Here is a 26,841-nt window from a genome sequence, read left to right as displayed (position 1 = left end):
TTGTCAGATCTGAGCCATCATCACCCTAAACACCCGAAGGAGGATGATCTCCATCAAAGCTTAGCCAGCTTTGACATAATCGTAATACAAAACTGCGGGAGGCTTCGCAGCATTGTGATCACGACATCGCCCAGGGCCATCGGGAATGGGATGATAGCGGCGCAATACAGCCAAGGAGAGTGGCAATGGAATGGGATAAAGGAAATGCGCCGCGTGAAAAGCTGGTTAGCTTGGGTGCAGGTGTATTAAGTGATGTTGAGCTGCTGGCGATATTCCTGCGCACCGGCCGACCCGGAATGAACGTGATGCAATTATCGGAAAGTCTGCTGGAACAATTTGGCTCGCTGTATCATCTGATGACGGCAGATCGGGAAAGGTTCTGTTCCGTCCGGGGCGTCGGCATTTCAAAATATACTCAGTTGCAGGCAGTGGCTGAGCTGGCTCGGCGGCTATTTTCCTCACATCTGGCCAGGGAAGATGCCATGCTCAGTTCAGAAGTTACACTGCAATATTTGCAATTGCTGCTGGCGCATCAGGAACGGGAAATTTTCCTGGTCATGTTTTTAGACAATCAGCATCGTGTTATTCGCCATCAGGAAATGTTTGCTGGTACTATTAACGCTGTAGAGGTGCATCCGAGGGAAATTGTGCGCGAAGCGCTGAAGTCCAACGCTGCCGCGCTGATACTGGCGCATAACCATCCTTCGGGAAAAGCCGAGCCTAGTCAGGCTGACCGCGCGATTACCGAACAAATCATCAAAGCGTGTTTGTTATTGGAGATTCGCGTGCTTGATCATCTGATTATTGGCCGTGGAGAACATATCTCTTTTGCCGAGCGCGGGTGGATTTGAAAGATATTTCCACGATCCGAGGGGATCTTTAGCTGTTCGGGACTTGAGCGCTTACGCTTCAAAGCGTATACTACGCCACCTTTGAGAATCTTGGGTGTGGCGTCAAGAGCCTATGTCAGCAGGTTTACCTGATGACAGAGTCTTTTCAGTGAAGTTTGCTGAGATGGGCTCTAAAGCCTGACGAGGCGGCCAACACCCTCTACGAAGCTCGAGCTGATTTGATTTTTGGAGATATAGACATGTCCCGAGTCTGCCAAGTTACTGGCAAGCGTCCGGTGAGCGGTAATAACCGTTCCCACGCACTGAATGCGACCAAACGCCGTTTTCTGCCAAACCTGCACTCACACCGTTTTTGGGTTGAAGATGAGAAGCGTTTTGTAACGCTCCGTGTATCTGCTAAAGGTATGCGTGTTATTGACAAGAAGGGCATTGAAGCGGTTTTGGCCGATCTTCGTGCCCGTGGTGAAAAGTATTAAGGAACTGAATCATGGCTAAAGGTGTTCGCGAGAAGATCAAGCTGGTTTCTTCTGCTGGTACTGGTCACTACTATACCACTACGAAGAACAAGCGTACCAAGCCGGAAAAACTGGAACTGAAGAAGTTTGATCCGGTTATCCGTCAGCACGTTCTCTACAAAGAAGCTAAAATCAAGTAATTTTAGTGGATTACCAAAAACCCGGCTTCGGCCGGGTTTTTTTATATGCATAGCCGGAATGCTTCACGGGGGGAAACATGCCTGAATTGCCAGAGGTTGAAACCAGTCGCCGGGGAATTTCCCCCTATCTTGTCGGTCATACCATTCTCTATGCGGAAGTACGTAATGCCCGCCTGCGCTGGCCCGTTTCCCCGGAAATTCTGTCGCTGAGTGATAAACAGGTACTAAGTGTACAGCGCCGTGCCAAATATCTGCTGATTGAACTCGACAGTGGCTGGATGATCGTGCATCTCGGTATGTCCGGTAGCCTGCGGGTCTTACCAGAATATACCGAGCCCGGTAAGCACGACCATGTTGACCTGGTTATGGATAGCGGTAAGGTATTGCGCTATACGGACCCTCGACGCTTTGGTGCCTGGCTGTGGAGCAATGACCCGGAAAACAGTTCAGTACTGGCACATCTGGGGCCCGAGCCATTAAGCGACGATTTTTCCGGCGATTACCTGCTCACAAAATCCCGCGGGAAGAAAACGCCCGTCAAACTATGGATTATGGATAATAAACAGGTAGTGGGTGTGGGTAATATCTACGCCAATGAATCCCTGTTCAGCGCGGGTATTTTACCTGACAGACCGGTAGGCTCACTGACAGAAAATGAAGCCCATTTGCTGGTAACGATGATCAAGAATGTATTGCAGCGATCCATTGAGCAAGGTGGCACTACGCTGCGGGACTTTCTTCAATCGGATGGTAAGCCGGGCTATTTTGCTCAGGAATTGCAAGTTTACGGCCGCGCCGGAGAGCCTTGCCGACATTGTGGTACGCCGATAGAAACCACCCGACAAGGACAACGCAGCACCTTCTTCTGTCGTCGTTGTCAGCAATAGCACAGTTGGCCGTTATCCCGTGACAGCCTGGAATATGGCCGTGGCACGTTTAAGCCAGTTTCTCACGCAGAGCGTTGTTGATTATATCTGGCAGGAAATGGGAAACATCACCACCGTGCCTGGCAACCTCTTTCACCAGAGAGGAAGAAATAAACGACCACTGTTCTGATGGCATCAGAAAAACGCTTTCCAGGGTTGGCATCAAGTGGGTATTCATCTTGGCCAACTGTAGCTCATATTCGAAATCCGATACCGCCCTCAGACCTCTCACCAAAATGGTAGCTTGTTGCTGTTGTGCAAAGTGCGCCATCAGTTCACTGAAACCGATGACCTCAACATTAGGTAAATGCTGTGTCACCGCTTGCGCCAATGCCACACGTTCATCCAGCGTAAACAGCGTATTTTTGCTCGGACTGGCGGCGATCGCCAAAATCAGGTGGTCAAACATACGTGACGCTCGTGTCAGTAAATCCAGATGACCGTTAGTAAACGGGTCAAACGTTCCGGGATAAATCGCTTTAATCGTCATGATGTTTGTTATGCTGGTTATTCATAGCCCATAAACCAGTATATTTGTTAAACGTGTACTGCGCATTGATTATTGCCAGCAACAATCCCCGCTTGCCATCGAGAAACCCGGCGCGTAGCAACCAGGTTTTCACAAAAGCGCTCAACGTATGGGTAAAAATAGCCATATAACTGCAACGTTTCCCTTGCTGAAAGCGTTCTTTAGCCCAGCTTTCCGCATAACTAAGCTGCTTTTTCTGGAAGACAAAAAAGTCGCGGCACGTCAGATGCTCCAGATCCCCCTGTAGCGATATCACCTGGGCTGAACCATAGTCGAGGGATTCATGTACTGTATTATCGTTATAGCGGTAATGGCTGGGATAAAGCCGGATAACCTCATCGGGATACCAGCCACTGTGACGCATGAAACGTCCCAGAAACAGGTTACGCCGGGCACAACGATAAACCGTTTTATCGTCAGCGGTGGCAAGTACCTTTTCAATCGACTGACGTAAATCCGGCGTAACCCGCTCGTCGGTATCAATCATGAAAATATAGTCGCCACTAGCGTAATTCTGAGCATCCTGACGTTGTTTGCCAAACCCCAGCCACGTATCGTGCTGATAAACATTGGCCCCGTACTGGCGGGCAATCTCAATGGTATTGTCGGTGCTGCCTGAATCCAGTACCACAATTTCATCAACCCACGCTACAGAAGAGAGGCAGTCCGGCAACAAGTCTGCGGCATTGTGGCTGATCAGGACGACAGACAGACGTTTATTGCTCATTATTGGCTCCGCTGAGGCAGGTAAGGCTCAAGAAGCGTAAGGAGACTTCGCAACGCCCCCTGATTTTTGTGCAATACATCTGCGGCATGATGGCCGTAATACATCCGATAATCATCATCCGACAGCAGATTGGTGACTTGTTCTACCAGTGAAGCCGTGTCCTTTACCGTAATCAGCCCATCGGACTGCTGTAAACGAGCGCAAATATCCTTGAAGTTAAAAATATGTGGCCCCATCAGTACAGGAATAGCATGCGCTGCCGGCTCCAGTGGATTATGTCCGCCTCGCTCAACCAGACTCCCACCGACAAACGCGACATCGGCAATACCGTAAAGCAACATCAGCTCTCCCATAGAATCACCAATAACGACATGGGTTGTCGCTGGAGGAATAGCGCCGGTACTGCGCAGGGTGTATTCCAGCCCGGCTTTTTTCACGATACTTTTCGCATCATCAAAACGCTCAGGGTGGCGAGGAACCAAGATCAGCAACAGTCCAGGGAAGGTTTTCAGTAATTCACAATGCGCCTCAATGATGATTTTTTCTTCGCCTTCATGAGTGCTGGCTGCGATCCATACCGGGCGTTGGGAAGCCCACTGACGGCGTAAGGTAACGGCTCTGGCTGCCAGTTCTGGTGTGACGGAAATATCAAATTTCAAGCTACCAGTGACATTCATCTGAGATCGTTTCAGACCCAGGTCTATGAAACGTGCCCCATCTTCTGCATTCTGCACGGCAATTAACGTGATACGTCGCAGCAGCACTCGCATGAATTTACCCAGTTTTTTATAACCCGCCGCTGAACGCGCGGATAAACGGGCATTAGCAATGATCAGAGGAATTTTCCGCTGGTGCAGCGCCGTAATCATATTTGGCCACAGCTCGGTTTCCATCACGATAACCAGTCGGGGTTGTACATGTTTGATAAAACGCGCCATGGCGCCAGGCAGATCATAGGGAAGATAAACGTGGTAAACATCTTTACCAAACGCCGACATCGCGCGTTCGGAACCGGTGGGCGTCATGGTGGTTACGGTAATGGGCAAATCAGGATAACGGTAACGTAGTGCGCGCACCAATGGCACCGCAGCCAGGGTTTCCCCCACTGAAACAGAGTGCAGTAGTATACCCGCCGGTTCTACCTTATCTTTGTAGAAACCGTAACGCTCACCCCAACGTTTACGGTAGGCAGGAATTTTGCGGCCCCGGAGCCAAAGACGTACCCAGATCAACGGCTGGATAAGGTAAAGAAGAAATGTATACAGCGATTGTAACATAATCATCTATATTTATAGTTTGAGATAGCGAATTCTATATATTTACAGCGGCTAAATCTATCATTTTAAACTGTGCTTAAGGTAATAGCGGATTTTACCAAGAAAACAAGTAATTGAAAGCATCGACGATTCAGAATAATAAACATAATTCAGCATGACTGTGGTATGAAGGCATGTCTTTTTACCTCCTAAAAAAGGGCCACATCGATTTCTGAATAAAAGGAAGAATATAATCTTCATATTAAAGTTAATAACATTTCAAATCTATTTAAACTAACTCAACATATTAATTACAGACTGATTGTTATTTCATGCGATACAACAGTATTTTCTTATTTCAGCCAGTAAGGCTAGACAGTTCAGGTTGCCAGTTATCACGAAAAAATAGGTAAACCATCAATAAACAACATTCATAATCCTTGAATCCGAAATGTCGTTGAAAGGGTGATTTGACAACACTTTGTGCAGGATTATTCGATACTGTTCATGTATTATGTGCGCCTTACGATTAAGATTAATCAGATTAAGGTATAAAAGATGTTAGAAACATCTTTAAATATATTACATACCGAGTCCTCATGTGGATGGGGTGGTCAGGAAATCCGTATTCTCACTGAATCGCAGGGAATGATGAAGCGTGGCCATCAAGTCACCATTCTTTGCTGTGTTCATTCCAATATTTACCGCGAGGCACAGAGCCGGGGAATCCCGGTTGTCGGGCTACCGATTGAAAAAAAACGCCTTGTGGCGTTGTTTGCCATACGTCATTGGTTAAAGCGGCACGGTAGTGAATTCGACATCATTAACACCCATAGTTCTACCGATGCCTGGTTGGTGGCGGTAGCGAGCCTGACATTGGGGATGAAACAGACACCCCCAATGGTAAGAACGCGGCATGTTTCCACCGACATCAATAACTCGTTTACTACGCGCTGGCTCTATCTGCGGGCGACCCGTCATATTGCAACGACTGGGGAGCGTTTACGCCAGCAGTTGCGCGCTGATAATCGCTATCCACTGGATCATATGACGTCGGTTCCCACCGGTATCGACCTTGCCTACTATCGCCCTACCGACAAACGCGTCGCCTGTCAGAGTATCGGGGTACCAAACCAACCTACACTGGGCATTCTGGCTACCATGCGTTCATGGAAAGGACACGCTTACCTGTTGGAAGCATGGAAAAAATTGTCTCAAGACTATCCACAGTGGCAGTTATTGATGGTCGGTGATGGTCCCCAACGTGCGGCACTGGAACAGCAGGTAGCACAGATGGGTATGATCGGACGCATTGTTTTTCTCGGTAATCGTGACGACGTGCCTGATTGTCTAAATTGCATGGATTTATTCGTTTTACCCTCTTATGGCAATGAGGGCGTTCCGCAAAGCATCATGCAAGCCATGGCGTGTGGCCTGCCGGTTGTTTCCACCACGGTAGGTGCAATAGATGAAGCGGTGGTCAATGGAGAAACCGGTTTTCTGATCGAGCCCAAAAACGTTGAGCAACTCTATGAAAAACTGGCGCTCCTGATGGGAGATGATGCGTTGCGCACTCGGTTTAGTGAGGCAGCATTGCAACGTGCTGGCTCTTGTTTTGGCGCAGATATCATGCTTGACAGGATGACGACCATTTTTCACGCCAACCTGAAATCACGTAAACACCAATGAGTAAGTTTGCTGCTCGGTTACGTATTTTCCCTCTAGGACTGCTGCAACTGCTTAAAAAGCCGTGGCGCCGCCCGCCGACACAAGTCAGAAGTATTCTCATTGCCCATAATTTATTGTTGGGCGATACCGTGATGCTGACGCCGCTGCTAAGTAAGCTGCGGAAGAACTATCCCGATGCGCGAATTGTTTTACTGTGTAAACGGCCGTTCATGGCGGTTTATCAGTTGAACCCCTATCGGATTGAGGTTCAAGTTTACGATCCTGCATCGGCAGACTCTGTGAGCAAAATTATACAAAGCGGTCCTTATGATCTGGCTATTATCCCAGGGGACAACCGTTATAGTTGGCTGGCTCTGGCGGCGGGAAGCCGCTGGATTGTTGCCCACTCTCCGGCTAAACGTAACGCAAAATCCTGGCCGGTAAATGAGGCGCACCCGTATCCAATAGCACCGATGGCATGGAGTGATGCCGTAGCCGGACTGACAGAGGGTGTCATGCCCGTCCCGTCGTCCTGGCCAATACCTGAGACCGATTTTCCAATACCAACAACACCTTATGTGGTTTTGCATGTCGGTGCCAGCAACCCTACCCGTTTCTGGCCGTCTGAACGTTGGATGGCATTGGCCGACTGGCTGGTTGCACAAGGCTATCTTCCGGTGTGGAGCGGTGGTAAAAACGAGCAGCATATTGTCAACGCTATCGACCCTGATGATCGCTATACAAATTATGTCGGCCAGCTTTCTCTATCGCAGTTACTGGCATTACTGGCAAACTCGCACGGGTTGATTTGTGCCGATACCGGTGTCGCCCACGTAGCGAAATGGATAAATACGCCGACACTGACGCTGTATGGCCCCGGTAATCCCATTGCTTTTGGACCCGGATCGTTTTGGCAAGGAAACATCATCATTGCCACCGGGTTTAATCCTATTGCCTGCCGTGACCAGAAAACCTTGTTTGCCCGACCGTTACCTTGGCTGGAACGTTGCAACCGAAGTGATAATACCTGCAAGAATTTCCAGGATGGTTATTCTGCATGCATGAAAAATATCAGCCTTAATGATGTTCAAACTGCTTTCATCAATTTGTTGAGAAAAAACTAATGTCCCAGTTATCCTTCCACCCACGAAATAGCAGTAATTCTATAATATATTTTTTAATCGCATTCACTATATTCATCAATCCATTACTTGAAGCGCCAAAGAATATTGCCATGGTGCTAACATTACTGGTTGTCATTTATTATGGTATTACTGAGAAAAAGGCCCGTATCTGGTCTGGATGGGATCTGTTTTTTGCGCTGTATGTCATTGCCTATGTGGTTGCGGCTCCTTTTTCGGCCTACCACACTGATCCGACAGCATTAACCGACATTGCACGTTACATGATTTTCGGCTGGATTATTTACCGAGCTGATTTTAATGAACGACAAAAATTAGGGTTAGTATTTTGGGCAGTATTTGGGACATTCATCGGACTGATTTACGGTGCCTGGGATCACTACTATCTGGGCAATGGTCAATACTGGACATTAAATTCAGTCGGCCATGTCAACCACGCCGCCATTTATAATGCCATCATTTGTGGGATGGCACTGACAGTATTATTTACCTACTGGTCTAGATTTACTGCGGGTAAACGTACACTCTGGCTGGCAATGCTGGCACTCAGCCTGGTATACGTGACCTTTGGTGAAAGCCGGGCAACGTTTGGCACAATTATTGCCGTCGTGCTGGCATTAAGCATCGGGTTTGCCAGGAGAGGGAAACGCTTTCTACTCTTACCGATATTCTTCGTTATTGGATTTGTGGGAATTGCGCTATTAAGTAACGCTCGGGTGATCGTTAAACAGGAAAACAATGCCCATGCAGATAATATTCTGAGCTATCGGGCTACTATCTGGCGTTCAGCAATTAACAGTATTGAACAGCACCCACTGTTTGGGGTTGGAAAAGATAATTTTCACTATATTGATATCAAATGGGGTGACAAAACCCCCATATTCAATAATATCTCTCATGCCCATAATCTCTATATTAATGTCCTTGCTGAAAGTGGCATTTGGGGGTTTTTCTGGGTATTTGGATTATTAGGCACAATGGGCATGACATTATTACGCTATTTACCCAAAAAGAATGCACCACTGGCAAGCTGGAATTCCTGGGGAATCACGTGCTCAGCATTAGTAATTACACTGGTCGTCGGGCTGGTAAATACCCCATTTCATCATGAAACCGGAAATTTAACGATGCTATGTTTTGCGTTATGGATTAGTCAATATCGCCAAGATAAACAGCGTTTTATTTAATAAGCATAAAACTCTGCGGAGTGAGCAATACTTGTTAGTCAAGGAACCATGATGTTGGAGGAGACGTGGAATGAGGCAGCCCTATGGGGCCTTATCTCCATGTTTCCTCCAATAATCGGCTTATGTGAACCGTACTACTACCCCAGAATGGTTTTTTATATCAACTGCTGATAGAGATTGAGCATATTTTCACTCAGAAAGTCGAGATCATACTTTCCGACTTGCTCTCTGGCACAATTCCCCATCTCGGAAAAATCACCATCGCAGGACTGAATAACCGCCTGCCGGAGTGCCGCATAATCCAGCGCATCACAGACAAATCCATTTATTCCCGGCTGGATAAACTCTTTGCCACCACACTGCTGAGAGGTTATCACCCCAAGCCCACTGGCCATGGCTTCCAGCACCACATTAGGAAACGGATCGTACAGTGTTGGCAGCAGCAACATATCCGCCGCACCATAGTAAGGACGGGTATCTGGTTGCATACCCATGAAATGTACCCGGTCTGCAACCCGTAACTGTCTGGCAAGCTTCTGATAGTGACGACTGTGCTTATCTTTGCCAACCACGATCAGATGTGGTGAATGTTGGGAAGAAATATTAATGGCATGAATGGCGCCAGCCAATCCTTTACGCTCAAACCCTGAACCGACAAACAGCATAACGGGCACATTATCCGCAATCCCAAGATGCTGACGAACTGCGCGCCGGTAGGTTGCCTTTAATCCCGGTGTAAAAGTCGAGGTATTCACCCCGTTATAAATTAAATGGATTTTTTCAGCCGGGACAGAGAAATAATGGCGAATTTCATCGGCAACCATCTGAGAATTACAAATAACGGCTTTCAGCGCCGGATGCTGGTACATCGCCTGTTCCTGCGCCAGGATGTAACGATGGAAACCAGACCACCACAGAAATTTCCTCTGTATAGGACTAAGTATGCGGGAACGCTGGGTCAGCCAGGATTGATGAACGCCATCCCCTGCCCGGTAAATATGGCAACCGGGAATGCGTTCATGGCTTTGTACCAGATCAAACTCGGCAAAATGTTGCTGGGCGGCGTTGGCAAAAGCGCGTTCACGTTGTATCCGGCCAGTAATCCGCGGGTTACAGATGATAATGTTACGATTAGCCTGTTCACTACCTTCCCAACTGCGGGTAATTACGCTGACATCCAGGACTTTATGGTTGCTCAGCGCATCCAGTGCTCGGGAAACAAAGCGCTCGGCACCACCGTCAGGACGGTATTTCTGCCGCACAATCGCCAGCTTCATCCTTGCGCCTCCAGCAGTGCGGAATCGATGGCAAGCAATACCTGCTGTACGCCAATTTGCTGTAGACAATCGCTGACCTTGCTGCCGCCACAGCCGTCTTTCCCACACGGCCGGCAGGGATGATGATCGGATACCACTACCCGATTAACGGTCATCCAGGGTGCCCATTCAGTGTCACCGCTGGGGCCAAACAACGCGACAACCGGCGTTTGCATGGCTGACGCGATATGCATTGGCACCGAGTCGACACCCAGCAGCAATTGCGCCTTGCCGATCAGGCTGGCGAGTTGCTTGAGGCTGAGTTGGCCGGATAGATCCAGCACCGGATAGGTCAGTTGGGACTTGATATCAGCAATCATCGCCATTTCGTTATCAGCGGGAGATGCGCTGAGTACGATAGTATGCCCCCGTTCACACAAGGTGTTGATGGTTGCCGCCATCGCACTGCTTTTCCAGCATTTAAACAGCCAACGGGACGTGGGATGCACCACAATGAACGATTGCCCTTGCCACTGCTGCGCCCGGAGTTTTTGCTCCAGTTCATGGTCTGCTTCGTCGCCAGGGATGAGTTGCAAACGCCGTTCTTCTCCCTCCGGCTGAATCCCCAGTACCCGCAACGTATCAAGATGGGATTCCACTGTATGACGGCGAGCGACACGGGGTACGCGATACTGAAAGGTTTTCCTCCAGAATGACAATTTGTCGCGACTGGTGTTACGAAAGGTGACGCCCAATGGAATACCCGCTACGCGGGCAATCCAGAAACCACGCATACTTTCCGTCAGATGAATAATCGCGTCATACCGTTGCTGGCGCAGTGTTTTCAGTAATGCCCATTCTTTGGCTATCTGCTTGACCGGACCTAGTTTTTTCCACTTTTTGTCCACCGTGTACAGGTGATCAATATCTGGATGTAACGCCAGCATTTCCGCGGTTTCGGCAAAAACCAGCGCATCAATCTGGGCATCCGGATAACGCTTGCGCAAAATAGAGAACAGTGGCGATGTCAGCAGCACATCACCATGGTGGCGGAATTTGGTAATAAGGATTCGCTTTAATTCAACCTTACTCGATGACGTCACAATAAAACCGCCTCATTCAGTCAGTAAAGATACGCAGTGCTGATAAACATCGGCTGCATGGAGATCCGCCAGATTGCGGCTATTTTCCGGACGGCAGATCTGCTGATTATTACCATAACCACCAATCAACCCGGGGTCAGTCGGACCATACAGCGTGATGTTGGGACGATCCAGCGCAGCCGCCAAGTGGCTCAGCCCTGTATCTACAGAGACGACAACTCGCGCGCCTGCCAGCACCGTCGCCACCTGCTCCAGGCTCAGCCGAGGCAAAACATCCACATACGCGAACCCTTCCGCCAGACTCCGTGCGCGCTGATACTCATGTTCCGCGCCCCACGGCAGTTTGATTCGCAATCCGCTGGGTTGTAGCAACGCTATCAATTCACGCCAGTGTGACTCCGGCCAGTGCTTTTCGTCACGGGTAGTAGCATGCAGGAAAACCAGATACTGGCCAGCATCCGTCGGCAGGGAAGAAAGAAATCGCGAAGCGATAGCATAATCACCAGTTTCTGTCGGTCGACGATAATTCAAACTGACAGCAAACAGCTCACGGATACGCTCTACCGCGTGTTGTTGCCGGTCAATAAAGTGACGATATTGGTAAAACCAGCTGGCAAGCGGTTCCCGGGCACTTTTCCAGTCCAGCCCATGCTTATTACCCCGCGCCAGACGGGTGACCAGCCCCGCGCTTTTAATCAGCCCCTGAGCATCGATCACCGTATCGTAACGTTTTTCTCGCAGTCGCTGCTTAAAATCCGCTCGTTCCTGACGGATAGCGGCACTGAACCAGTTCTTGCGCCAGCGCCGTAGCGCCACCGGGATAACCCGATCAACGGCAGGATGCCAGGTAGGAATCTGGGCAAAACCTTCTTCTACCACCCAGTCAAACTGAATGCCGGGAATCACCTGCATCGCATCCGTTAAGGCCGGCAGCGTATGCAGAACATCCCCCATCGAGGAGGTTTTAACAATTAACACCCTCATGCTTTTTCCCCGAGCGAGGGCAGATAGCGGGCTAATGCTTCCAGCACCCGTTCTGGCTGGATATCAATCAGGCTCTGATGATAACCCTGTTCGGCATCACCTTTGCGTACCCGGTGATACCCGCTAATCAAGCGAATCACCTCCGCCTGATGCGACAACGGCGGAGTAAAATCAGGGCTGCTGGGCCCGTACAACGCCACCAGTGGCCGATTCAGCGCCGCCGCCACGTGCATTAATCCGGAATCATTACTGACGACGGCATGACAGGCGGTAATCAACACCACCGCCTGATCCAGTGACGTTTTCCCAGCCAGGTTAATACAATATTCCTGGGCGGTATCCGCCAGTGACTGACAAATATCTTCACCCGCCTGATGGTCATTGGCAGATCCGAACAACGCCACCTGAAATCCCCGGTCAATCAGCGTTTGCGCCAGCGCACCATAGTGATAATGCGGCCAGCGTTTGGCCGGGCCGAATTCAGCACCAGGGCAAAAACCGACCAACGGACGAACGTCAGGCAGATTAAAGATAGACGTGACCTCCGCAATCTCTTCATCACCAACCCGCAATTGCGGCCACAGTAATGGTTGCGGCACGTCACTGGCAGCGCGGATTCTCTCCCTGTCATAAGCCAACGCCACATAACGTTGAACCATCAGTGGAAAGGCGGCTTTATTCAGCACCCGCAGATCGTTAAGCAGACCATAACGCATCTCTCCGCGCCAGCCGATTCGCCGGGGAATGGCAGCAAAAAAAGGCACCAGTGCGGATTTTAATGAGTTAGGTAACACATAGGCGCGATCGTAGTGGGTATGGCGCAGTGAGGCACCTAAACGGTAGCGCTCACCCAACGCCAACGTCCCATGTCCCAATGGCATCGACAGTGCCTGGTGAACCTCAGGCATCCGCGCCAATAATGGACGGCACCAGTCCGGTGCCATCACGTCGATGATGGCATCCGGATGTTCGGCTTTCAGGGTGCGGTAAAGACTGTGCGACATCATCATGTCGCCGACCCAGGAAGGTCCGATAACCAGAATTTTCATACCGTTGGCAATTCCTTACGGCAAGCGAGATTACGCGCTGCGGTTCAGCCAGGCCATATAGTCGGCTACACCTTCTGCCACCGTTTTGAACGGTTTATCGTAACCGGCCGCACGTAGTTTGGTTAAATCCGCCTGAGTATAAGCCTGATAACGGCCTTTCAATTTTTCCGGGAAGGGAATGTATTCCACGCTACCTTTTTTGTGGAAATCCAGTACCGCATCAGCCACAGCCTGGAAAGATTCGGCACGACCGGTACCACAGTTGAAAATACCGGAAACACCGTGCTGCCAAAACCACAAATTGACCGCCGCGACATCGCCCACATAGACGAAATCGCGTTGAAAGTTTTCACTGCCGGAAAACAACTTCGGGTTCTCACCCTGATTAATCTGGTTGTTCAGATGAAACGCGACACTGGCCATGCTGCCTTTATGCCCTTCACGTGGACCATAAACGTTGAAATAACGGAAACCACAAATCGGGGAATCAGCCTGCGGCAGAATATCGCGCACATACTGGTCAAACAGGAACTTGGAATAGCCATAAACATTCAACGGCTGTTCATACTGGCGCTCTTCAACAAAATGGTCACTGCGTCCACCGTAGGTCGCGGCGGAAGAGGCATACAGAAACGGGATGCCACGTTCCATACAGTAATGCAACACGTCTTTGGAATACTGATAGTTGTTATCCATCATGTATTTACCATCCCACTCGGTGGTGGACGAGCAGGCGCCTTCATGGAAGACGGCATCAATATCACCCAGATCGTCACCCGCCATGATATTGGCGATAAAATCTTCTTTATCCATATAATCGGTGATATCCAGATCAACCAGATTGACGAATTTGGTGCCATCTTTCAGGTTATCGACCACCAGAATATCCCGATGACCAGCGTCATTCAGGGCCTTAACGATATTGCTGCCAATGAAACCGGCACCGCCAGTAACGATAATCATGGGAATTACCCTTGTTAAACTTGCTGGTAGAGCACCACGCCCTACACTGTCTATGATGGCTATAATAGCATTTCATTTTACTGCAAGCAGCCCGGCGTTACTTTCTCTTGCTTTACCTCATACAACGCACTATCTCTCTCTCTCGTGACCCAGTTTGCATTTTTCCAATCCCTCACCCGTCAGAATAGTGTTTTTCCATTACTTTATGACCTAAATGAAAACGGGCTATTCCTGGGAGAATAATTACTTATGCCATCCTCTTTCTATCAACAAATTACCGCGCAATTAATGGCCGCCCGCACCGAAGGGCTGTTCAAAGAAGAACGCATCATCACCTCCGCCCAGCAGGCAAAAATTACCGTGGCAGACAGCGGTGAAGTCATCAACTTTTGCGCTAACAATTATCTGGGTCTTGCCAATCACCCCGCGTTGATTGAGGCAGCGAAAACCGGGTTGGACAGCCACGGCTTTGGTATGGCGTCAGTGCGTTTTATCTGCGGCACACAGGATATCCACAAAACACTGGAGCATCGTCTGGCGACATTTCTGGGTATGGAGGATGCCATCCTCTATTCTTCCTGCTTTGATGCCAATGGCGGATTATTCGAAACACTGATGGGGCCGGAAGATGCCATTGTTTCCGACGCCCTGAACCACGCCTCCATCATCGATGGGATCCGACTGTCCAAAGCTCGCCGTTACCGCTATGCCAACAACGACATGAATCAGTTGGAAGCCCGACTACAACAAGCAAGAGCAGATGGTGCCCGGCATATCATGATTGCCACTGATGGCGTGTTTTCCATGGATGGCGTGATCGCTAATCTGCGCGGTATCTGCGATTTGGCGGATCGCTATGATGCGTTAGTGATGGTAGATGATTCCCATGCGGTCGGGTTTGTGGGGGAACGAGGTCGCGGTACCCATGAATACTGCCAGGTTATGGACCGGGTCGACATTATTACCGGTACTCTGGGGAAAGCCCTCGGGGGTGCATCCGGCGGCTATACGGCTGGACGTCGTGAAGTTATCGAATGGCTACGCCAGCGTTCACGGCCTTATCTATTCTCCAATTCGCTGGCGCCGGCTATTGTCGCAGCATCTATCAAGGTATTGGAACTGCTAGAGGAAGGACAGGAATTGCGCCAGCGTTTGTGGCAGAACGCCAGCCTGTTTCGCCAGAAGATGACTGCCGCTGGCTTTACATTGGCAGGAGCCGATCACGCCATTATTCCGGTGATGCTGGGTGAGGCCCAGTTAGCGCAGGATTTTGCCGCGGCGCTGCAACGCGAAGGTATTTATGTTACCGGCTTCTTCTATCCGGTGGTTCCCAATGGACAGGCTCGCATCCGTACCCAGATGTCTGCGGCCCATACGCCACAACAAATTGAGCAGGCAGTGGATGCGTTTATCCGGGTGGGCACACGTCTGGGTGTGATTAACTGAGAGAATAATCATCATGAAAGCATTGGCGAAACTACAGCCGGAACCGGGAATATGGATGACGGACGTCCCTAAACCGGAACCGGGACATAACGATGTGATGATCAAAATCCGCAAAACCGCCATCTGCGGTACGGATGTGCATATTTATAACTGGGATGAATGGTCGCAGAAAACCATCCCGGTCCCGATGGTGGTAGGTCATGAATATGTCGGCGAAATTGTGGCTATCGGGCAGGAAGTGGATGGTTTTCACATTGGCGATCGAGTCTCCGGAGAGGGACATATCACCTGCGGTTACTGCCGTAACTGCCGGGCCGGACGTCGCCATCTGTGTCGTAACACCATCGGTGTGGGCGTTAATCGTCCGGGTGCATTTGCTGAGTATCTGGTCATTCCGGCGTATAACGCTTTTCGTATTCCAGATAATATTCCCGATGATATTGCCGCCATTTTTGATCCTCTGGGTAACGCGGTACATACCGCACTGTCATTCAACCTGGTGGGAGAAGACGTACTGATTTCCGGTGCCGGACCGATTGGTGTCATGGCCGCCGCGATTTGCCGTCATGTCGGTGCTCGTCATGTGGTAATAACTGATGTGAATGACTACCGACTGGGGCTGGCCCGTCAGATGGGTGTCAGCCGGGCAGTGAATGTCGAACGTGAAAAACTGACTGATGTGATGCAGGAACTGGGTATGTCGGAAGGGTTTGACGTCGGTCTGGAAATGTCTGGTGCACCGACAGCGTTTCGCTCCATGCTATCGGTAATGAACCATGGTGGTCACATCGCCATGCTGGGCATTCCGCCACAGGCCATGTCGGTAGACTGGAGTGACATCATTTTCAAAGGGTTGATGATAAAAGGTGTTTATGGCCGTGAGATGTTTGAAACCTGGTACAAGATGTCCGCGCTGATTCAGTCAGGACTGGATCTCTCACCCATCATTACCCACCGTTTTACCATTGATGAGTTCCAACAAGGCTTTGATGTGATGCGCTCCGGCCAGTCCGGGAAGGTTCTCCTTAACTGGGATTAACGTTGATGAACGCCAACCGGGCTGCTGCACGAAGTAGCCCGGGAAATTTATTCCAGCCAGGTTTGCCAGCGCTGTTTGATATAGGTTCCCACATCACTTTGGCCGATGCCTTCTTCCAGCTGTCTGAAGACTTTTGCCTGCGATACCGGTGATAGCGGCCGTTTGACATAGCATTGTCTCACCGGGTGGAACACCGACTTCGACGCAGTGATAATCGGCATCGGCTCATAATACCGTTCCGATTCGTTCAGCAACTGGCTTGGCCGCACCAGCACGATATCTGCTGGCAATGTTGGCAACATCTGCTGCAAAACACGAATGGTCGCAGGACGCGGATGACCGATGGCAATTGCGGAGCCGCGACGCCGGGCAATATCAATCGCACGCATAAACTGGCGGCGGATATCCGCCTCATTCTGCGTATCATCCAGAAAGACGTTACGTTTAATCACCTTGATGCCCGTACCCTGTGCAGCGCGGCTGGCCTGACTGTTGCCAATGGTCATGCTGTCCAGGAAATAGAGTTGATACGCGGTCATGGCCTGCATCACTTTTTGCATCCCTGACAAGCTGGACGTCATGGCGCTGCCCATATGATTGTTCAAACCAACCGCGTAAGGGACATGGTTAACCGCTTCCCGCAGGATGCGTTGAATCTCTGTACTGCTCATATCGGGACGGAGCGTATCTCGTTCCAAAGGTTGCCGACTTATCGGTTCCATTGGCAGATGAATCAAAACTTCCCGCCCTTGACGGTGAGCTTCGATCGCCATCTTGCGGGCATAAGGCGCATTGGGCAGAATCGCGATAGAAATAGCCGTTGGCATAGCCAGCACCTGGTTTTCGTTATGCGGTCGGTAACCGAAATCATCAATGACGATAGACAGTTTTCCCGCCCAAACGGGCTGAGCCAGCAAACAGATACAAATAAAAGACACAACGCGTGAGGCTAGCGGATTCAAGGCGTTACCTTCCTAACCATGGGAGTGGGTTTACCGCCTGCCCTTGGCGTCGAATTTCAAAATAAAGCGCAGGCTGACTTTGCCCGCCACTGGTACCAACCAGCGCAATCGGCTGACCGGCTTTGACCTGCTCACCCACCTTCACCAACGCACTCTGGTTATAACCGTAAAGGCTCATATCGCCTTTGCCGTGATCAATCACGACAACCAACCCGTATCCCTGCAACCAATCAGCCATCAGCACACTGCCAGCGGCAATAGCTTTTACCTCGGTTCCTTCTGCGGCGGCAATCACCAATCCTTTCCAACGCAACTCACCCCGGAGTGGTTCGCCGAAATGGTGCAACATACTGCCCCGTACCGGCCATATTGCCTGACCCGCCGGTTTACCCAACCCACCGATACGCGCCATAAGAGAACGTTCGCTTTCAGTGGGTTTGTAGCTGGAGCCACTGCGCTTGGCCTGTTGCTCTTTTTCCCTGACACGGGCAGCTTCTCTGGCCTCCCGTTCCTCGCGTGCCTTCGCTTCCCGCGCTGCACGGGCTATCTGGTCGCGCAGACGGATTTCATTCTGCCGAAGTTCAGTTAGCTGCTGCTGGTCTTTTTTCAGAGAAGTTTCCAGACTACCTAACGTTTTTTGACGCTCACTTCTCGCCTGCTCCAGTGTTTTCTGCTGCTGCTGTTGGTTACCAAGAAGATCTTTTTGTTGCAACTGTTTCTGTTCCAACTCCTGCTTTTCGTCCGCCAGTTTCGTCCGCGTCTGTTGCAGGTCAGTAATGGATTGCTGGCGAGCTTTATTCAGATAGTCAAAGTACGCCAGTATGCGTTCACTTCGCTGACTTTCTGCGCCACTGAGAATCAGTTGAAAGGCGCTGTGTTGGCCCTGCCGGAATGCGGCATCCAGTTGTTGCGCCAGGATATGTTCCTGGGTCTTCTGCTGTGCCTGCAATTTGGTAATAGAAGCATTCAGTGCGCTGATATCTTTATTCAGACTTTCCAGCGTATGGCGGGTTTCACGTAATTGACGAGAGCTGTGAGCAATGGACTGTTCCTGCTTTTTCAACTGATCCAGCAGGGCGCTGCGTTGTTGTTGCTGTTGTTTAACGCTTTTCTCTTTTTCGGCAATGTTTTGCTGAATCGACTTGAGCTGTTGTTGATTATCTTTACTCCAGCCACTGCATGGAAATAATAATACGCCAACGCAAAGCGCACTGGCGCAATGGATTAGCAACTTATTACACCCTGTTGCTCGCAACTGTACACAGAACGCTTCTTTACTCATGACGAAAGATTATTCCACGATGAACAGCGGCTTACCAGTTGTCTCGCTCTGGATTTCTATTTCCATACGTGACAAGCCTTTTCCGTAGTCAGGTGCATCCACCAGACTTCAGACACATCAATAATAGATAAATGGGAGGATCTACGCATAAAATGAGCCATCTGGCCGGTTTTATGCCAGTGTTTTTATGTCTTGCGCCGCAGATTCAGTGTGCGATGTTGGCTTACTGGCTGTAATTGCGGTATCGCGCAGGTATACTCAGAAACCTTATATTTGTTGCTTAACTAAATTTCCGGAGTCGTTACACCCCATGCAAGATATTATGCCATTCATTAGCAAGCACTCAATCTTGGTCCTGGCCTGGGTTGGCCTGCTGGTTGCCGTCATTGTGCTTACTGTAAAAAGTAGCCTTTCCAAGGTAAAAGAGGTGGTTCGTGGTGAAGCGATCCAACTGATTAACAAAGAAGATGCGATTGTGGTCGATATTCGCAATCGTGATGACTATCGTCGCGGGCACATTGCCAATGCGATTAACCTGATCCCCAACGACATTAAAAGCGGCAATCTGGGTGAGCTGGAAAAACATAAGTCTCAGCCAATCATTGTGGTCTGCGCCAATGGCTTGTCCTCCCGAGAATCAGCGGAGAACCTGCTCAAGGCGGGTTTTGTACGTGCGATGACGCTCAAGGATGGATTGACCGGCTGGAGTGGTGAAAACCTTCCATTGGTGCGCGGTAAGCAATGATGTATGACGGCCAGGTAAAGGCTATATGCAGGACTAGACTATAATAATGGGTTGGCGTCTACTCTCTGTACCTGTATAGGGTGAAGCACGTCAGGGAAATCTAACAAAGGGTATTATTTAACATGTCTGAACAAAACAACGTCGAAATGAACTTCCAGATCCAGCGTATTTATACCAAGGATATTTCTTTTGAAGCACCAAAAGCGCCTGCTGTATTCCAACAAGAATGGCAACCGGAAGTAAAACTGGATTTGGATACTACTTCAAGCCAATTGGCTGACGATGTTTATGAAGTTGTGCTGCGCGTAACTGTTACCGCCAGCCTTGGCGAAGAAACCGCGTTTCTGTGTGAAGTTCAACAGGGCGGCATTTTCACCGTTGAAGGACTGGAAGGTACTCAACTGGCGCACTGTCTGGGAGCTTACTGCCCGAATCTCTTATTCCCTTACGCACGCGAATGTATCACCAGCCTGGTGTCCCGCGGGACTTTCCCACAACTAAATTTGGCACCGGTCAACTTCGACGCACTGTTCATGAACTATCTGCAACAACAGACAGACGATGAAAGTGCGGCACCGTCTCTGGATGCCTGATGAACGCTGCTGAAGCTTCCATGACCGTGATTGGTGCCGGCTCCTACGGCACCGCTCTGGCTATTACACTGGCTCGTAATGGCCACCGGGTTGTGCTCTGGGGGCACGATCCGGCGCACATTCACGCCTTGCAAACCGCTCGCTGTAATCAGGCGTTTCTGCCAGATGTTCCCTTTCCTGATTCGTTGCAACTGGAAACCGATCTGACTCGTGCCCTGGCGGCCAGCCGCAATATTCTGGTTGTAGTACCGAGCCACGTGTTCGCTGACGTGTTGCGTCAAATTAAGCCACACTTACGTGCCGATGCGCGCGTGGTATGGGCAACGAAAGGACTGGAGGCGGAAACGGGTCGTTTGTTGCAGGATGTTGCACGTGAAGCGCTGGGAAACGATATTCCACTGGCTGTCGTATCCGGGCCAACCTTTGCCAAAGAGCTGGCTGCGGGATTACCGACAGCGATAGCACTGGCGGCAACAGATCGTGAATTTTCTGATGATCTGCAACTGTTGCTGCACTGCGGCAAAAGTTTCCGGGTCTATAGCAATCCTGATTTTATTGGTGTACAGCTGGGGGGCGCGGTAAAAAACGTGATCGCCATCGGTGCCGGAATGTCAGATGGCATGGGGTTTGGTGCCAATGCCCGTACGGCGTTGATTACCCGTGGTTTGGCAGAAATGACCCGATTGGGTGTCGCATTGGGCGCCGATCCTACCACCTTTATGGGAATGGCCGGGCTCGGTGATCTGGTATTGACCTGTACCGATAATCAATCGCGCAACCGCCGCTTTGGCATGATGTTGGGGCAAGGCATGGATGTAGATAGTGCTCAGGCCCAGATAGGTCAGGTAGTTGAAGGTTATCGGAATACCAAAGAAGTGATGGCACTCGCCCAACGTTATAACGTAGAGATGCCGATTACCGAGCAACTCTGGCAAGTTTTATACTGCGGCAAGGACGCTCGTGAAGCCGCACTGAGTTTACTGGGACGAGCCAGTAAAGATGAAAGTCCCCATGTATAACACGACAACACTGATGGGTTTCCGCGAGATGGCCCAATAGTATTTCTACCTGAGCATAAGTAACCGACTAGCGTGGAATGTAGGGTATTTCAGAGGGTTGATGCAATGTCACATGAAGAACTGGAACTGGTCTGGCGAAACATTAAGGATGAAGCCCGCTGTTTAGCTGACTGTGAACCTATGCTGGCAAGCTTTTTTCATGCCACCTTGTTAAAGCATGAAAATCTGGGAAATGCCTTGAGCTATATGCTGGCAAATAAGCTGGCAAACGCTATTATGCCGGCCATTGCCATCCGTGAAGTAGTAGAAGAGGCATACCATGCAAACCCATCAATGATCATGTCCGCAGCCCGGGATATTCAGGCAGTATGTCTGCGTGACCCGGCGGTAGATAAATATTCCACCCCATTGCTGTACCTGAAAGGCTTTCATGCCTTACAAGCCTACCGTATCGGTCATTGGTTATGGAAGCAGGATCGCCAGGCATTAGCCATCTATTTCCAGAATCAGATTTCCGTGTCATTTGGCGTAGATATTCACCCGGCAGCTCATATCGGTTGTGGCATCATGCTGGATCACGCCACCGGCATCGTGATTGGTGAAACGGCTGTGGTGGAAAATGATGTTTCCATTCTTCAGTCCGTTACCCTCGGTGGTACAGGTAAAACCAGCGGTGACCGTCATCCCAAGATCAGAGAAGGTGTCATGATTGGTGCTGGCGCCAAGGTTCTGGGAAATATTGAGGTGGGTCGCGGTGCCAAAATTGGCGCAGGTTCGGTGGTATTACAGCCGGTTCCGCCCCACACCACCGTCGCAGGTGTTCCGGCTCGTATCGTCGGCCGTCCAGACAGCGATAAACCCGCCATGGATATGGACCAGTATTTCAACGGCACCAATCGTAGCTTCGAATACGGTGATGGTATTTAATCCAACGACCGATTAAGTCTGCTTTTCTATCTGACCATCCGAAACCGGGTGGTTTTTATTTTAAAGTTAAAAACCCTTCTAAAAAAACCAGGAGTCAGATCATCTGTCGAATTTCAGTCCTGGAGGCTATTACCTTTGGCGTCAGTAAACGACCAACGACTATCTTTTCAGGCGAAATGCATTCCCGACACTTATCACAACGGCAGTGTGTTTTTTACCTGGCTGTGAGTTTTAACCATTCACACGCCGCTTACCCGAACACAAGTGGACAAGTGGTTTAAATTAATACAAATGTAAACCATGTTGACTGAAATTCATGCGGTAAAGTCTATTACAATAGCGCCTTATACTACGTGTTATTGAGTGAGTCACACTTGTGCCATTACTGATTCTTACTACCATTCTATGGGCTTTTTCATTCAGTCTGATAGGTGAATATCTTGCCGGTCATGTGGATAGCTGGTTCTCCGTGCTGATGCGTGTTGGCCTGGCCGCTCTGGTCTTTCTGCCTTTTCTGCGCTGGCGCGGATATCAGCCTAAAGTCATCGGGTTATATCTGTTAGTGGGCGCATGTCAGCTCGGCATTATGTATCTGTTTGTATTCCAGGCTTATCTCTACCTGTCAGTACCGGAGTTTTTGCTGTTCACCGTGATGACACCTCTTTATGTCACGCTGATTTACGATCTGCTAGGGCATCAGCGTCTGCGCTGGGGCTACGCACTGAGCGCCCTGCTGGCGGTGCTGGGCGCGGCGGTGATCCGCTATGATGGCGTCAATGGACAATTCTGGTGGGGATTGTTGCTGGTACAGGCGGCGAATATCTTTTTTGCAATGGGACAGGTGGGCTACAAACGTCTGATGGAAGTCTACCCCATGCCGCAGCACAGTGCATTTTCCTGGTTTTATCTCGGTGCGCTGGCGGTTTCCGTGGTGGCCTGGTTACTGTTCGGTAATCCCCATAAACTCCCCACCACATCATTGCAGTGGGGTGTGCTGATTTGGTTGGGCATTGGAGCATCTGGCCTGGGATATTTCATGTGGAACTATGGTGCGACACAAGTGGATGCCGGCACGCTCGGCATTATGAATAACTTTCACGTCCCGGCTGGGCTGCTGGTGAACTTTGCCATCTGGCAGGAACAGCCTCACTGGCCGAGATTTATCGTTGGTGCCGCCATTATCATATCTTCGTTATGGGTACACCGGCGCTGGGTCGTGAAGCGTCCCGCACAAACGGTAGATGCTCACAGGCATGCTGACGCGCGGAACGAATAAACGCCTCGATAACCGGTTGGCGCTGCTCGCCATCGCGTACAGCGGCGTACAATCGGCTCCATAAACCTTCTCCCAGGGTTTTGGTTACTATCAAACCCTGGCGTTCAAAACTTTCCACTACCCAGTGTGGTAGCGCAGCAATCCCCATGCGGGCCGACACCATCTGAATCAGCAATAACGTATTATCAACACTTTTCAGCGACGGGCTGACACCAGCCGGTTGCAAGAAATGACGCCAGATATCCAGTCGCTGCCGCTGTACCGGGTAAATCATCAGCGTTTCCTGACTCAAATCTTCCGGCACAATGCGCTCTTTCGCTACCAGCGGATGATCCGGAGCAAGCACCAGACGGACCTCAAAATCAAATAACGGCGCATAGAACAAACCACTGCGCGGCAGAATATCGGAGGTCATCACCAGATCCAGTTCCCCTTGTTGCAGGGCTGGTTGCGGATCAAAGGTCACACCGGATTTGAAATCCATCACCACTTGCGGCCAGCTCTGATGGAAATTTTCCAGCGCCGGGGTTAGCCATTGAATACAACTATGGCATTCAATCGCCAGGCGCAATGTAGTCTGATGCGGCTCATGGCAAGCTTGAAGCGCTTGCTGTATCTGCGGCAGTACCTGCTCGGCCAGTTGTAGCAGAATTTCACCCTGAGGCGTAAACCGTAGCGGCTGACTCTTACGGACGAATAACCGAAATCCTAAACGTTGCTCCAAATCGCTGAACTGATGCGACAGAGCGGATTGCGTTTGATGAAGCTGTGCGGCGGCGGCAGCTAACGATCCCGTATTGTGCAGAGCCTGTAGCGTCCGTAAGTGTTTAAATTCGATCATGAGAGTCCTTCACAGTGACAGTGAATAAATTGCGCTTGTGCTTAATACACTACCTGCGGATTATAGATGTGTAAACATCTGGACGGCTAAATGGGAATCCAAGCATGACAATTTTAAATCACACCCTCGGTTTTCCACGCGTAGGGCTGCGTCGTGAACTGAAAAAAGCGCAAGAAAGCTATTGGGCAGGCAATACCACTCAGGAATCATTACTGGCAGTTGGCCGCGACCTGCGCGCCCGCCATTGGCAACAACAGAAAGACGCCGGTGTCGACCTGCTGCCAGTCGGCGATTTCGCCTGGTACGATCATGTACTGACCACCAGCCTACTGCTGGGTAATGTACCAGCCCGTCATCAGAATGCCGATGGTTCCGTGGATTTGGATACGCTGTTCCGCATTGGCCGGGGCCGTGCACCGACCGGAGAACCCGCCGCCGCCGCAGAAATGACCAAATGGTTCAATACCAACTATCACTACATGGTGCCTGAATTCACCAAAGGGCAGCAGTTCAAACTGACCTGGACACAACTGCTGGATGAAGTAGACGAAGCGCTGGCGCTGGGCCACAAGGTGAAGCCGGTGCTACTGGGGCCGGTCACCTACCTGTGGCTGGGTAAAGTGAAAGGTGAGTCATTTGACCGCCTGACACTGCTGAAAGACATCCTGCCGGTTTACCAACAGGTGCTGGCTGAACTGGCGAAACGCGGTATCGACTGGGTACAGATCGATGAGCCTGCGCTGGTGCTGGAACTGGAAGCCGACTGGCTGGCTGCATTCAAGCCGGCTTACGACACCCTGCAAGGTCAGGTGAAACTGCTGCTGACCACCTACTTTGACAGCATCAGCCAGAATCTGGCGACCATCAAGACACTGCCGGTACAAGGGCTGCATGTCGACCTGGTACATGGCAAAGACGACATCGCCGCACTCAATAACCAGTTACCCGCCGACTGGCTGCTCTCTTTAGGAGTTATCAATGGCCGTAATGTATGGCGAGCCGACCTGAACAACTGGTTTGATCACCTGCAACCGCTGGTGGGTAAACGCGCGCTTTGGCTGGGCAGCTCCTGCTCACTGCTACACAGTCCAATCGACCTCAGCGTGGAAACCCGTCTGGATGATGAAGTGAAAAGCTGGTTCGCGTTTGCCCTGCAAAAATGTCAGGAACTGGCGCTGCTGACCAACGCGTTGAACAGCGGTAACGGTCAGGAACTTGTCGCCTACAGCGCTCCTATTCGCGCCCGCCGCACTTCTCAGCGGGTGAACAATGCAGACGTGGCAAAACGTCTGGCGGCCATCGTGCCACAGGATAGTCAGCGTCTGAGTGCTTATCCGGTACGCGCCAGCGCACAACGTGCTCGCTTCAATTTACCGGCATGGCCAACTACCACCATCGGTTCTTTCCCGCAAACTACGGAAATCCGCAGCCTGCGCCTGGACTTTAAACAAGGTCGTCTGGATAGTCAGAATTACCATATTGGTATTGCAGAACATATCAAGCAGGCGATAGCGGAACAGGAACGTTTGGATCTGGATGTACTGGTGCACGGTGAAGCCGAGCGTAACGATATGGTGGAATACTTCGGCGAGCATCTGGATGGCTTTGTGTTTACCCAGAATGGCTGGGTACAAAGTTATGGTTCCCGTTGTGTGAAACCACCGGTGATTATCGGCGATATCAGCCGCCCTGAACCGATTACCGTTGAGTGGGCGAAGTATGCACAATCGTTGACCGACAAACCGGTGAAGGGAATGTTAACCGGCCCGGTCACTATCCTGTGCTGGTCTTTCCCGCGTGAAGATGTCAGCCGTGAAACCATCGCCAAACAGATTGCATTGGCGCTACGAGATGAAGTGGCGGATTTGGAAAGCGCCGGTATCGGTATCATTCAAATTGATGAACCGGCTCTGCGCGAAGGGTTGCCACTGCATCGCTCTGACTGGAAAGCCTATCTGGAATGGGCGGTAGAAGCCTTCCGTTTAAATGCAGCAGTAGCGAAAGACGACACGCAGATTCACACCCATATGTGTTACTGCGAATTCAACGACATTATGGATTCCATCGCCGCGCTGGATGCGGACGTGATTACCATTGAAACCTCGCGTTCCGATATGGAGTTACTGGAGTCATTTGAAGAATTCGAGTATCCGAACGAAATCGGGCCGGGTGTATATGATATCCACTCGCCGAACGTCCCGAGTGTGGCCTGGATCGAAGCGCTGCTGCGTAAAGCGGCACAGCGTATTCCCGCCGAGCGTTTGTGGGTAAACCCGGACTGTGGCCTGAAAACCCGTGGCTGGCCGGAAACCCGCCAATCACTGGCTAACATGGTGGAGGCAGCTAAACACCTGCGCGAAGCACAGGCCTGATGCTGGATATGAACCGGTGATCATGAATGGGTGCGTCAGGTGC

The 26,841-nt window shown here is 50.5% G+C and carries 26 protein-coding genes and 1 pseudogene; 16 read left to right on the top strand and 11 right to left on the bottom strand.

All coding sequences use genetic code 11. The features are described from left to right. Positions 1-185 precede the first annotated feature (185 nt). The 4 genes from radC to mutM all read left to right on the top strand — a co-directional run bounded on the left by radC (position 186) and on the right by mutM (position 2,393). Positions 186-851, top strand: a complete 666-nt coding sequence (gene radC / locus PCO85_00495) for a DNA repair protein RadC (protein WJV54009.1) — start codon at positions 186-188, stop codon at positions 849-851. A gap of 239 nt (positions 852-1,090) precedes the next feature. Next, on the top strand, positions 1,091-1,327 hold the full coding sequence (gene rpmB, locus PCO85_00490) for a 50S ribosomal protein L28 (GenBank protein WJV54008.1): 237 nt from the start codon (positions 1,091-1,093) through the stop codon (positions 1,325-1,327). Between the two features lie 11 nt (positions 1,328-1,338). Further along, complete coding sequence (gene rpmG, locus PCO85_00485) at positions 1,339-1,506, top strand: 50S ribosomal protein L33 (GenBank protein ID WJV54007.1); 168 nt, start codon at positions 1,339-1,341, stop codon at positions 1,504-1,506. 77 nt (positions 1,507-1,583) lie between these two features. Next, complete coding sequence (gene mutM, locus PCO85_00480; GenBank protein ID WJV54006.1) at positions 1,584-2,393, top strand: bifunctional DNA-formamidopyrimidine glycosylase/DNA-(apurinic or apyrimidinic site) lyase; 810 nt, start codon at positions 1,584-1,586, stop codon at positions 2,391-2,393. Positions 2,394-2,442: 49 nt separating this feature from the next. On the opposite strand, the gene coaD is transcribed toward mutM, so the two are convergent. From coaD to waaA, 3 genes are read right to left on the bottom strand one after another with little or no spacing between them, the layout of a single operon-like run. Beyond that, entirely contained in the window at positions 2,443-2,922 is a 480-nt protein-coding gene (gene coaD, locus PCO85_00475; GenBank protein ID WJV54005.1) for a pantetheine-phosphate adenylyltransferase, read from the bottom strand. After that, entirely contained in the window at positions 2,912-3,691 is a 780-nt protein-coding gene (locus PCO85_00470; protein ID WJV55950.1) for a glycosyltransferase family 2 protein, read from the bottom strand. The genes coaD and PCO85_00470 overlap by 11 nt, the downstream gene beginning before the upstream one ends. Next, on the bottom strand, positions 3,688-4,965 hold the full coding sequence (gene waaA / locus PCO85_00465) for a lipid IV(A) 3-deoxy-D-manno-octulosonic acid transferase (protein ID WJV54004.1): 1,278 nt from the start codon (positions 4,963-4,965) through the stop codon (positions 3,688-3,690). Before waaA ends, PCO85_00470 begins: the two co-directional genes overlap by 4 nt. Before the next feature lie 537 nt (positions 4,966-5,502). On the opposite strand from waaA, the gene PCO85_00460 reads away from it, so the two are divergent. The 3 genes from PCO85_00460 (at position 5,503) to PCO85_00450 (ending at position 8,941) form a co-directional block, all read left to right on the top strand. Continuing rightward, positions 5,503-6,633, top strand: coding sequence for a glycosyltransferase family 4 protein (locus PCO85_00460; protein ID WJV54003.1), 1,131 nt, complete (start codon positions 5,503-5,505; stop codon positions 6,631-6,633). Next, positions 6,630-7,736 (top strand): glycosyltransferase family 9 protein, encoded by a 1,107-nt coding sequence (locus PCO85_00455; GenBank protein ID WJV54002.1) that lies wholly within the window; start codon positions 6,630-6,632, stop codon positions 7,734-7,736. Before PCO85_00460 ends, PCO85_00455 begins: the two co-directional genes overlap by 4 nt. 110 nt (positions 7,737-7,846) lie before the next feature. Then, positions 7,847-8,941: an O-antigen ligase family protein gene (locus tag PCO85_00450; GenBank protein ID WJV54001.1), complete on the top strand. Its 1,095-nt coding sequence runs from the start codon at positions 7,847-7,849 to the stop codon at positions 8,939-8,941. 155 nt (positions 8,942-9,096) lie between these two features. Here the strand turns inward: PCO85_00450 and PCO85_00445 are convergent, their stop codons facing one another. Genes PCO85_00445 through rfaD form a run of 5 tightly spaced genes read right to left on the bottom strand, consistent with a single transcriptional unit; the run spans position 9,097 to position 14,296 of the window. Further along, positions 9,097-10,218, bottom strand: coding sequence for a glycosyltransferase family 4 protein (locus tag PCO85_00445; protein WJV54000.1), 1,122 nt, complete (start codon positions 10,216-10,218; stop codon positions 9,097-9,099). Further along, the gene (gene rfaQ, locus PCO85_00440; GenBank protein ID WJV53999.1) at positions 10,215-11,300 is read right to left on the bottom strand and encodes a putative lipopolysaccharide heptosyltransferase III; all 1,086 of its coding nucleotides are present in this window, start codon (positions 11,298-11,300) and stop codon (positions 10,215-10,217) included. The genes PCO85_00445 and rfaQ overlap by 4 nt, the downstream gene beginning before the upstream one ends. A gap of 12 nt (positions 11,301-11,312) precedes the next feature. Further along, positions 11,313-12,284: a lipopolysaccharide heptosyltransferase RfaC gene (gene rfaC / locus PCO85_00435; GenBank protein ID WJV53998.1), complete on the bottom strand. Its 972-nt coding sequence runs from the start codon at positions 12,282-12,284 to the stop codon at positions 11,313-11,315. Then, the gene (gene rfaF, locus PCO85_00430; GenBank protein ID WJV53997.1) at positions 12,281-13,333 is read right to left on the bottom strand and encodes an ADP-heptose--LPS heptosyltransferase RfaF; all 1,053 of its coding nucleotides are present in this window, start codon (positions 13,331-13,333) and stop codon (positions 12,281-12,283) included. Before rfaF ends, rfaC begins: the two co-directional genes overlap by 4 nt. Before the next feature lie 30 nt (positions 13,334-13,363). Continuing rightward, entirely contained in the window at positions 13,364-14,296 is a 933-nt protein-coding gene (gene rfaD, locus PCO85_00425) for an ADP-glyceromanno-heptose 6-epimerase (GenBank protein WJV53996.1), read from the bottom strand. Between the two features lie 249 nt (positions 14,297-14,545). On the opposite strand from rfaD, the gene PCO85_00420 reads away from it, so the two are divergent. Then, the gene (locus tag PCO85_00420) at positions 14,546-15,742 is read left to right on the top strand and encodes a glycine C-acetyltransferase (GenBank protein WJV53995.1); all 1,197 of its coding nucleotides are present in this window, start codon (positions 14,546-14,548) and stop codon (positions 15,740-15,742) included. 13 nt (positions 15,743-15,755) lie between these two features. Beyond that, positions 15,756-16,781, top strand: coding sequence for an L-threonine 3-dehydrogenase (gene tdh, locus PCO85_00415; GenBank protein WJV53994.1), 1,026 nt, complete (start codon positions 15,756-15,758; stop codon positions 16,779-16,781). Between the two features lie 47 nt (positions 16,782-16,828). Here tdh and PCO85_00410 read toward each other — a convergent pair whose 3' ends face one another. Both PCO85_00410 and envC read right to left on the bottom strand, forming a co-directional pair. After that, the gene (locus tag PCO85_00410; protein ID WJV55949.1) at positions 16,829-17,719 is read right to left on the bottom strand and encodes a divergent polysaccharide deacetylase family protein; all 891 of its coding nucleotides are present in this window, start codon (positions 17,717-17,719) and stop codon (positions 16,829-16,831) included. A 28-nt stretch (positions 17,720-17,747) separates the two neighbouring features. Further along, on the bottom strand, positions 17,748-19,025 hold the full coding sequence (gene envC / locus PCO85_00405; GenBank protein ID WJV53993.1) for a murein hydrolase activator EnvC: 1,278 nt from the start codon (positions 19,023-19,025) through the stop codon (positions 17,748-17,750). Positions 19,026-19,335: 310 nt separating this feature from the next. On the opposite strand from envC, the gene PCO85_00400 reads away from it, so the two are divergent. The 6 genes and pseudogenes from PCO85_00400 (at position 19,336) to PCO85_00375 (ending at position 23,585) form a co-directional block, all read left to right on the top strand. Beyond that, positions 19,336-19,770 carry a rhodanese-like domain-containing protein gene (locus PCO85_00400; protein WJV53992.1) on the top strand — a complete coding sequence of 145 codons (435 nt, stop codon included), beginning with the start codon at positions 19,336-19,338 and terminating at the stop codon, positions 19,768-19,770. Between the two features lie 122 nt (positions 19,771-19,892). Next, positions 19,893-20,363, top strand: a complete 471-nt coding sequence (secB, locus tag PCO85_00395) for a protein-export chaperone SecB (GenBank protein WJV53991.1) — start codon at positions 19,893-19,895, stop codon at positions 20,361-20,363. Then, the gene (gene gpsA / locus PCO85_00390; GenBank protein ID WJV53990.1) at positions 20,363-21,382 is read left to right on the top strand and encodes an NAD(P)H-dependent glycerol-3-phosphate dehydrogenase; all 1,020 of its coding nucleotides are present in this window, start codon (positions 20,363-20,365) and stop codon (positions 21,380-21,382) included. The genes secB and gpsA overlap by 1 nt, the downstream gene beginning before the upstream one ends. 105 nt (positions 21,383-21,487) lie before the next feature. Further along, positions 21,488-22,309 carry a serine O-acetyltransferase gene (gene cysE / locus PCO85_00385; protein WJV53989.1) on the top strand — a complete coding sequence of 274 codons (822 nt, stop codon included), beginning with the start codon at positions 21,488-21,490 and terminating at the stop codon, positions 22,307-22,309. A gap of 126 nt (positions 22,310-22,435) precedes the next feature. Beyond that, a pseudogene (locus PCO85_00380) lies at positions 22,436-22,537 on the top strand (phospholipid:lipid A palmitoyltransferase). A 148-nt stretch (positions 22,538-22,685) separates the two neighbouring features. Next, positions 22,686-23,585, top strand: a complete 900-nt coding sequence (locus tag PCO85_00375) for a carboxylate/amino acid/amine transporter (protein ID WJV53988.1) — start codon at positions 22,686-22,688, stop codon at positions 23,583-23,585. Here the strand turns inward: PCO85_00375 and metR are convergent. Further along, on the bottom strand, positions 23,491-24,426 hold the full coding sequence (metR, locus tag PCO85_00370) for an HTH-type transcriptional regulator MetR (protein ID WJV53987.1): 936 nt from the start codon (positions 24,424-24,426) through the stop codon (positions 23,491-23,493). The two genes, PCO85_00375 and metR, sit on opposite strands and share 95 nt — an antisense overlap. Positions 24,427-24,530: 104 nt before the next feature. On the opposite strand from metR, the gene metE reads away from it, so the two are divergent. Next, entirely contained in the window at positions 24,531-26,798 is a 2,268-nt protein-coding gene (gene metE / locus PCO85_00365; protein ID WJV53986.1) for a 5-methyltetrahydropteroyltriglutamate--homocysteine S-methyltransferase, read from the top strand. Positions 26,799-26,841: the final 43 nt, after the last annotated feature.

This window comes from Prodigiosinella aquatilis (assembly GCA_030388725.1).
In the GTDB taxonomy this organism is placed as follows: domain Bacteria; phylum Pseudomonadota; class Gammaproteobacteria; order Enterobacterales; family Enterobacteriaceae; genus Prodigiosinella; species Prodigiosinella aquatilis.
The sequence above is the reverse complement of the archived record's forward strand: the minus strand, read 5'-3'. Positions and strand labels throughout refer to the sequence as shown.

Bases quoted from the DNA above. Each gene is read 5' to 3' on its own strand.
- radC (WJV54009.1), top strand. From the start codon at position 186: ATGGAATGGGATAAAGGAAATGCGCCGCGTGAAAAGCTGGTTAGCTTG.
- rfaD (WJV53996.1), bottom strand. From the start codon at position 14,296: ATGATTATCGTTACTGGCGGTGCCGGTTTCATTGGCAGCAATATCGTT.
- PCO85_00460 (WJV54003.1), top strand. From the start codon at position 5,503: ATGTTAGAAACATCTTTAAATATATTACATACCGAGTCCTCATGTGGA.
- secB (WJV53991.1), top strand. From the start codon at position 19,893: ATGTCTGAACAAAACAACGTCGAAATGAACTTCCAGATCCAGCGTATT.
- PCO85_00445 (WJV54000.1), bottom strand. From the start codon at position 10,218: ATGAAGCTGGCGATTGTGCGGCAGAAATACCGTCCTGACGGTGGTGCC.
- PCO85_00450 (WJV54001.1), top strand. From the start codon at position 7,847: ATGGTGCTAACATTACTGGTTGTCATTTATTATGGTATTACTGAGAAA.
- PCO85_00420 (WJV53995.1), top strand. From the start codon at position 14,546: ATGCCATCCTCTTTCTATCAACAAATTACCGCGCAATTAATGGCCGCC.
- envC (WJV53993.1), bottom strand. From the start codon at position 19,025: ATGAGTAAAGAAGCGTTCTGTGTACAGTTGCGAGCAACAGGGTGTAAT.
- metE (WJV53986.1), top strand. From the start codon at position 24,531: ATGACAATTTTAAATCACACCCTCGGTTTTCCACGCGTAGGGCTGCGT.
- waaA (WJV54004.1), bottom strand. From the start codon at position 4,965: ATGTTACAATCGCTGTATACATTTCTTCTTTACCTTATCCAGCCGTTG.
- rfaF (WJV53997.1), bottom strand. From the start codon at position 13,333: ATGAAAATTCTGGTTATCGGACCTTCCTGGGTCGGCGACATGATGATG.
- PCO85_00455 (WJV54002.1), top strand. From the start codon at position 6,630: ATGAGTAAGTTTGCTGCTCGGTTACGTATTTTCCCTCTAGGACTGCTG.
- gpsA (WJV53990.1), top strand. From the start codon at position 20,363: ATGAACGCTGCTGAAGCTTCCATGACCGTGATTGGTGCCGGCTCCTAC.
- rpmB (WJV54008.1), top strand. From the start codon at position 1,091: ATGTCCCGAGTCTGCCAAGTTACTGGCAAGCGTCCGGTGAGCGGTAAT.
- cysE (WJV53989.1), top strand. From the start codon at position 21,488: ATGTCACATGAAGAACTGGAACTGGTCTGGCGAAACATTAAGGATGAA.
- mutM (WJV54006.1), top strand. From the start codon at position 1,584: ATGCCTGAATTGCCAGAGGTTGAAACCAGTCGCCGGGGAATTTCCCCC.
- tdh (WJV53994.1), top strand. From the start codon at position 15,756: ATGAAAGCATTGGCGAAACTACAGCCGGAACCGGGAATATGGATGACG.
- coaD (WJV54005.1), bottom strand. From the start codon at position 2,922: ATGACGATTAAAGCGATTTATCCCGGAACGTTTGACCCGTTTACTAAC.
- rpmG (WJV54007.1), top strand. From the start codon at position 1,339: ATGGCTAAAGGTGTTCGCGAGAAGATCAAGCTGGTTTCTTCTGCTGGT.
- rfaC (WJV53998.1), bottom strand. From the start codon at position 12,284: ATGAGGGTGTTAATTGTTAAAACCTCCTCGATGGGGGATGTTCTGCAT.
- metR (WJV53987.1), bottom strand. From the start codon at position 24,426: ATGATCGAATTTAAACACTTACGGACGCTACAGGCTCTGCACAATACG.
- PCO85_00400 (WJV53992.1), top strand. From the start codon at position 19,336: ATGCAAGATATTATGCCATTCATTAGCAAGCACTCAATCTTGGTCCTG.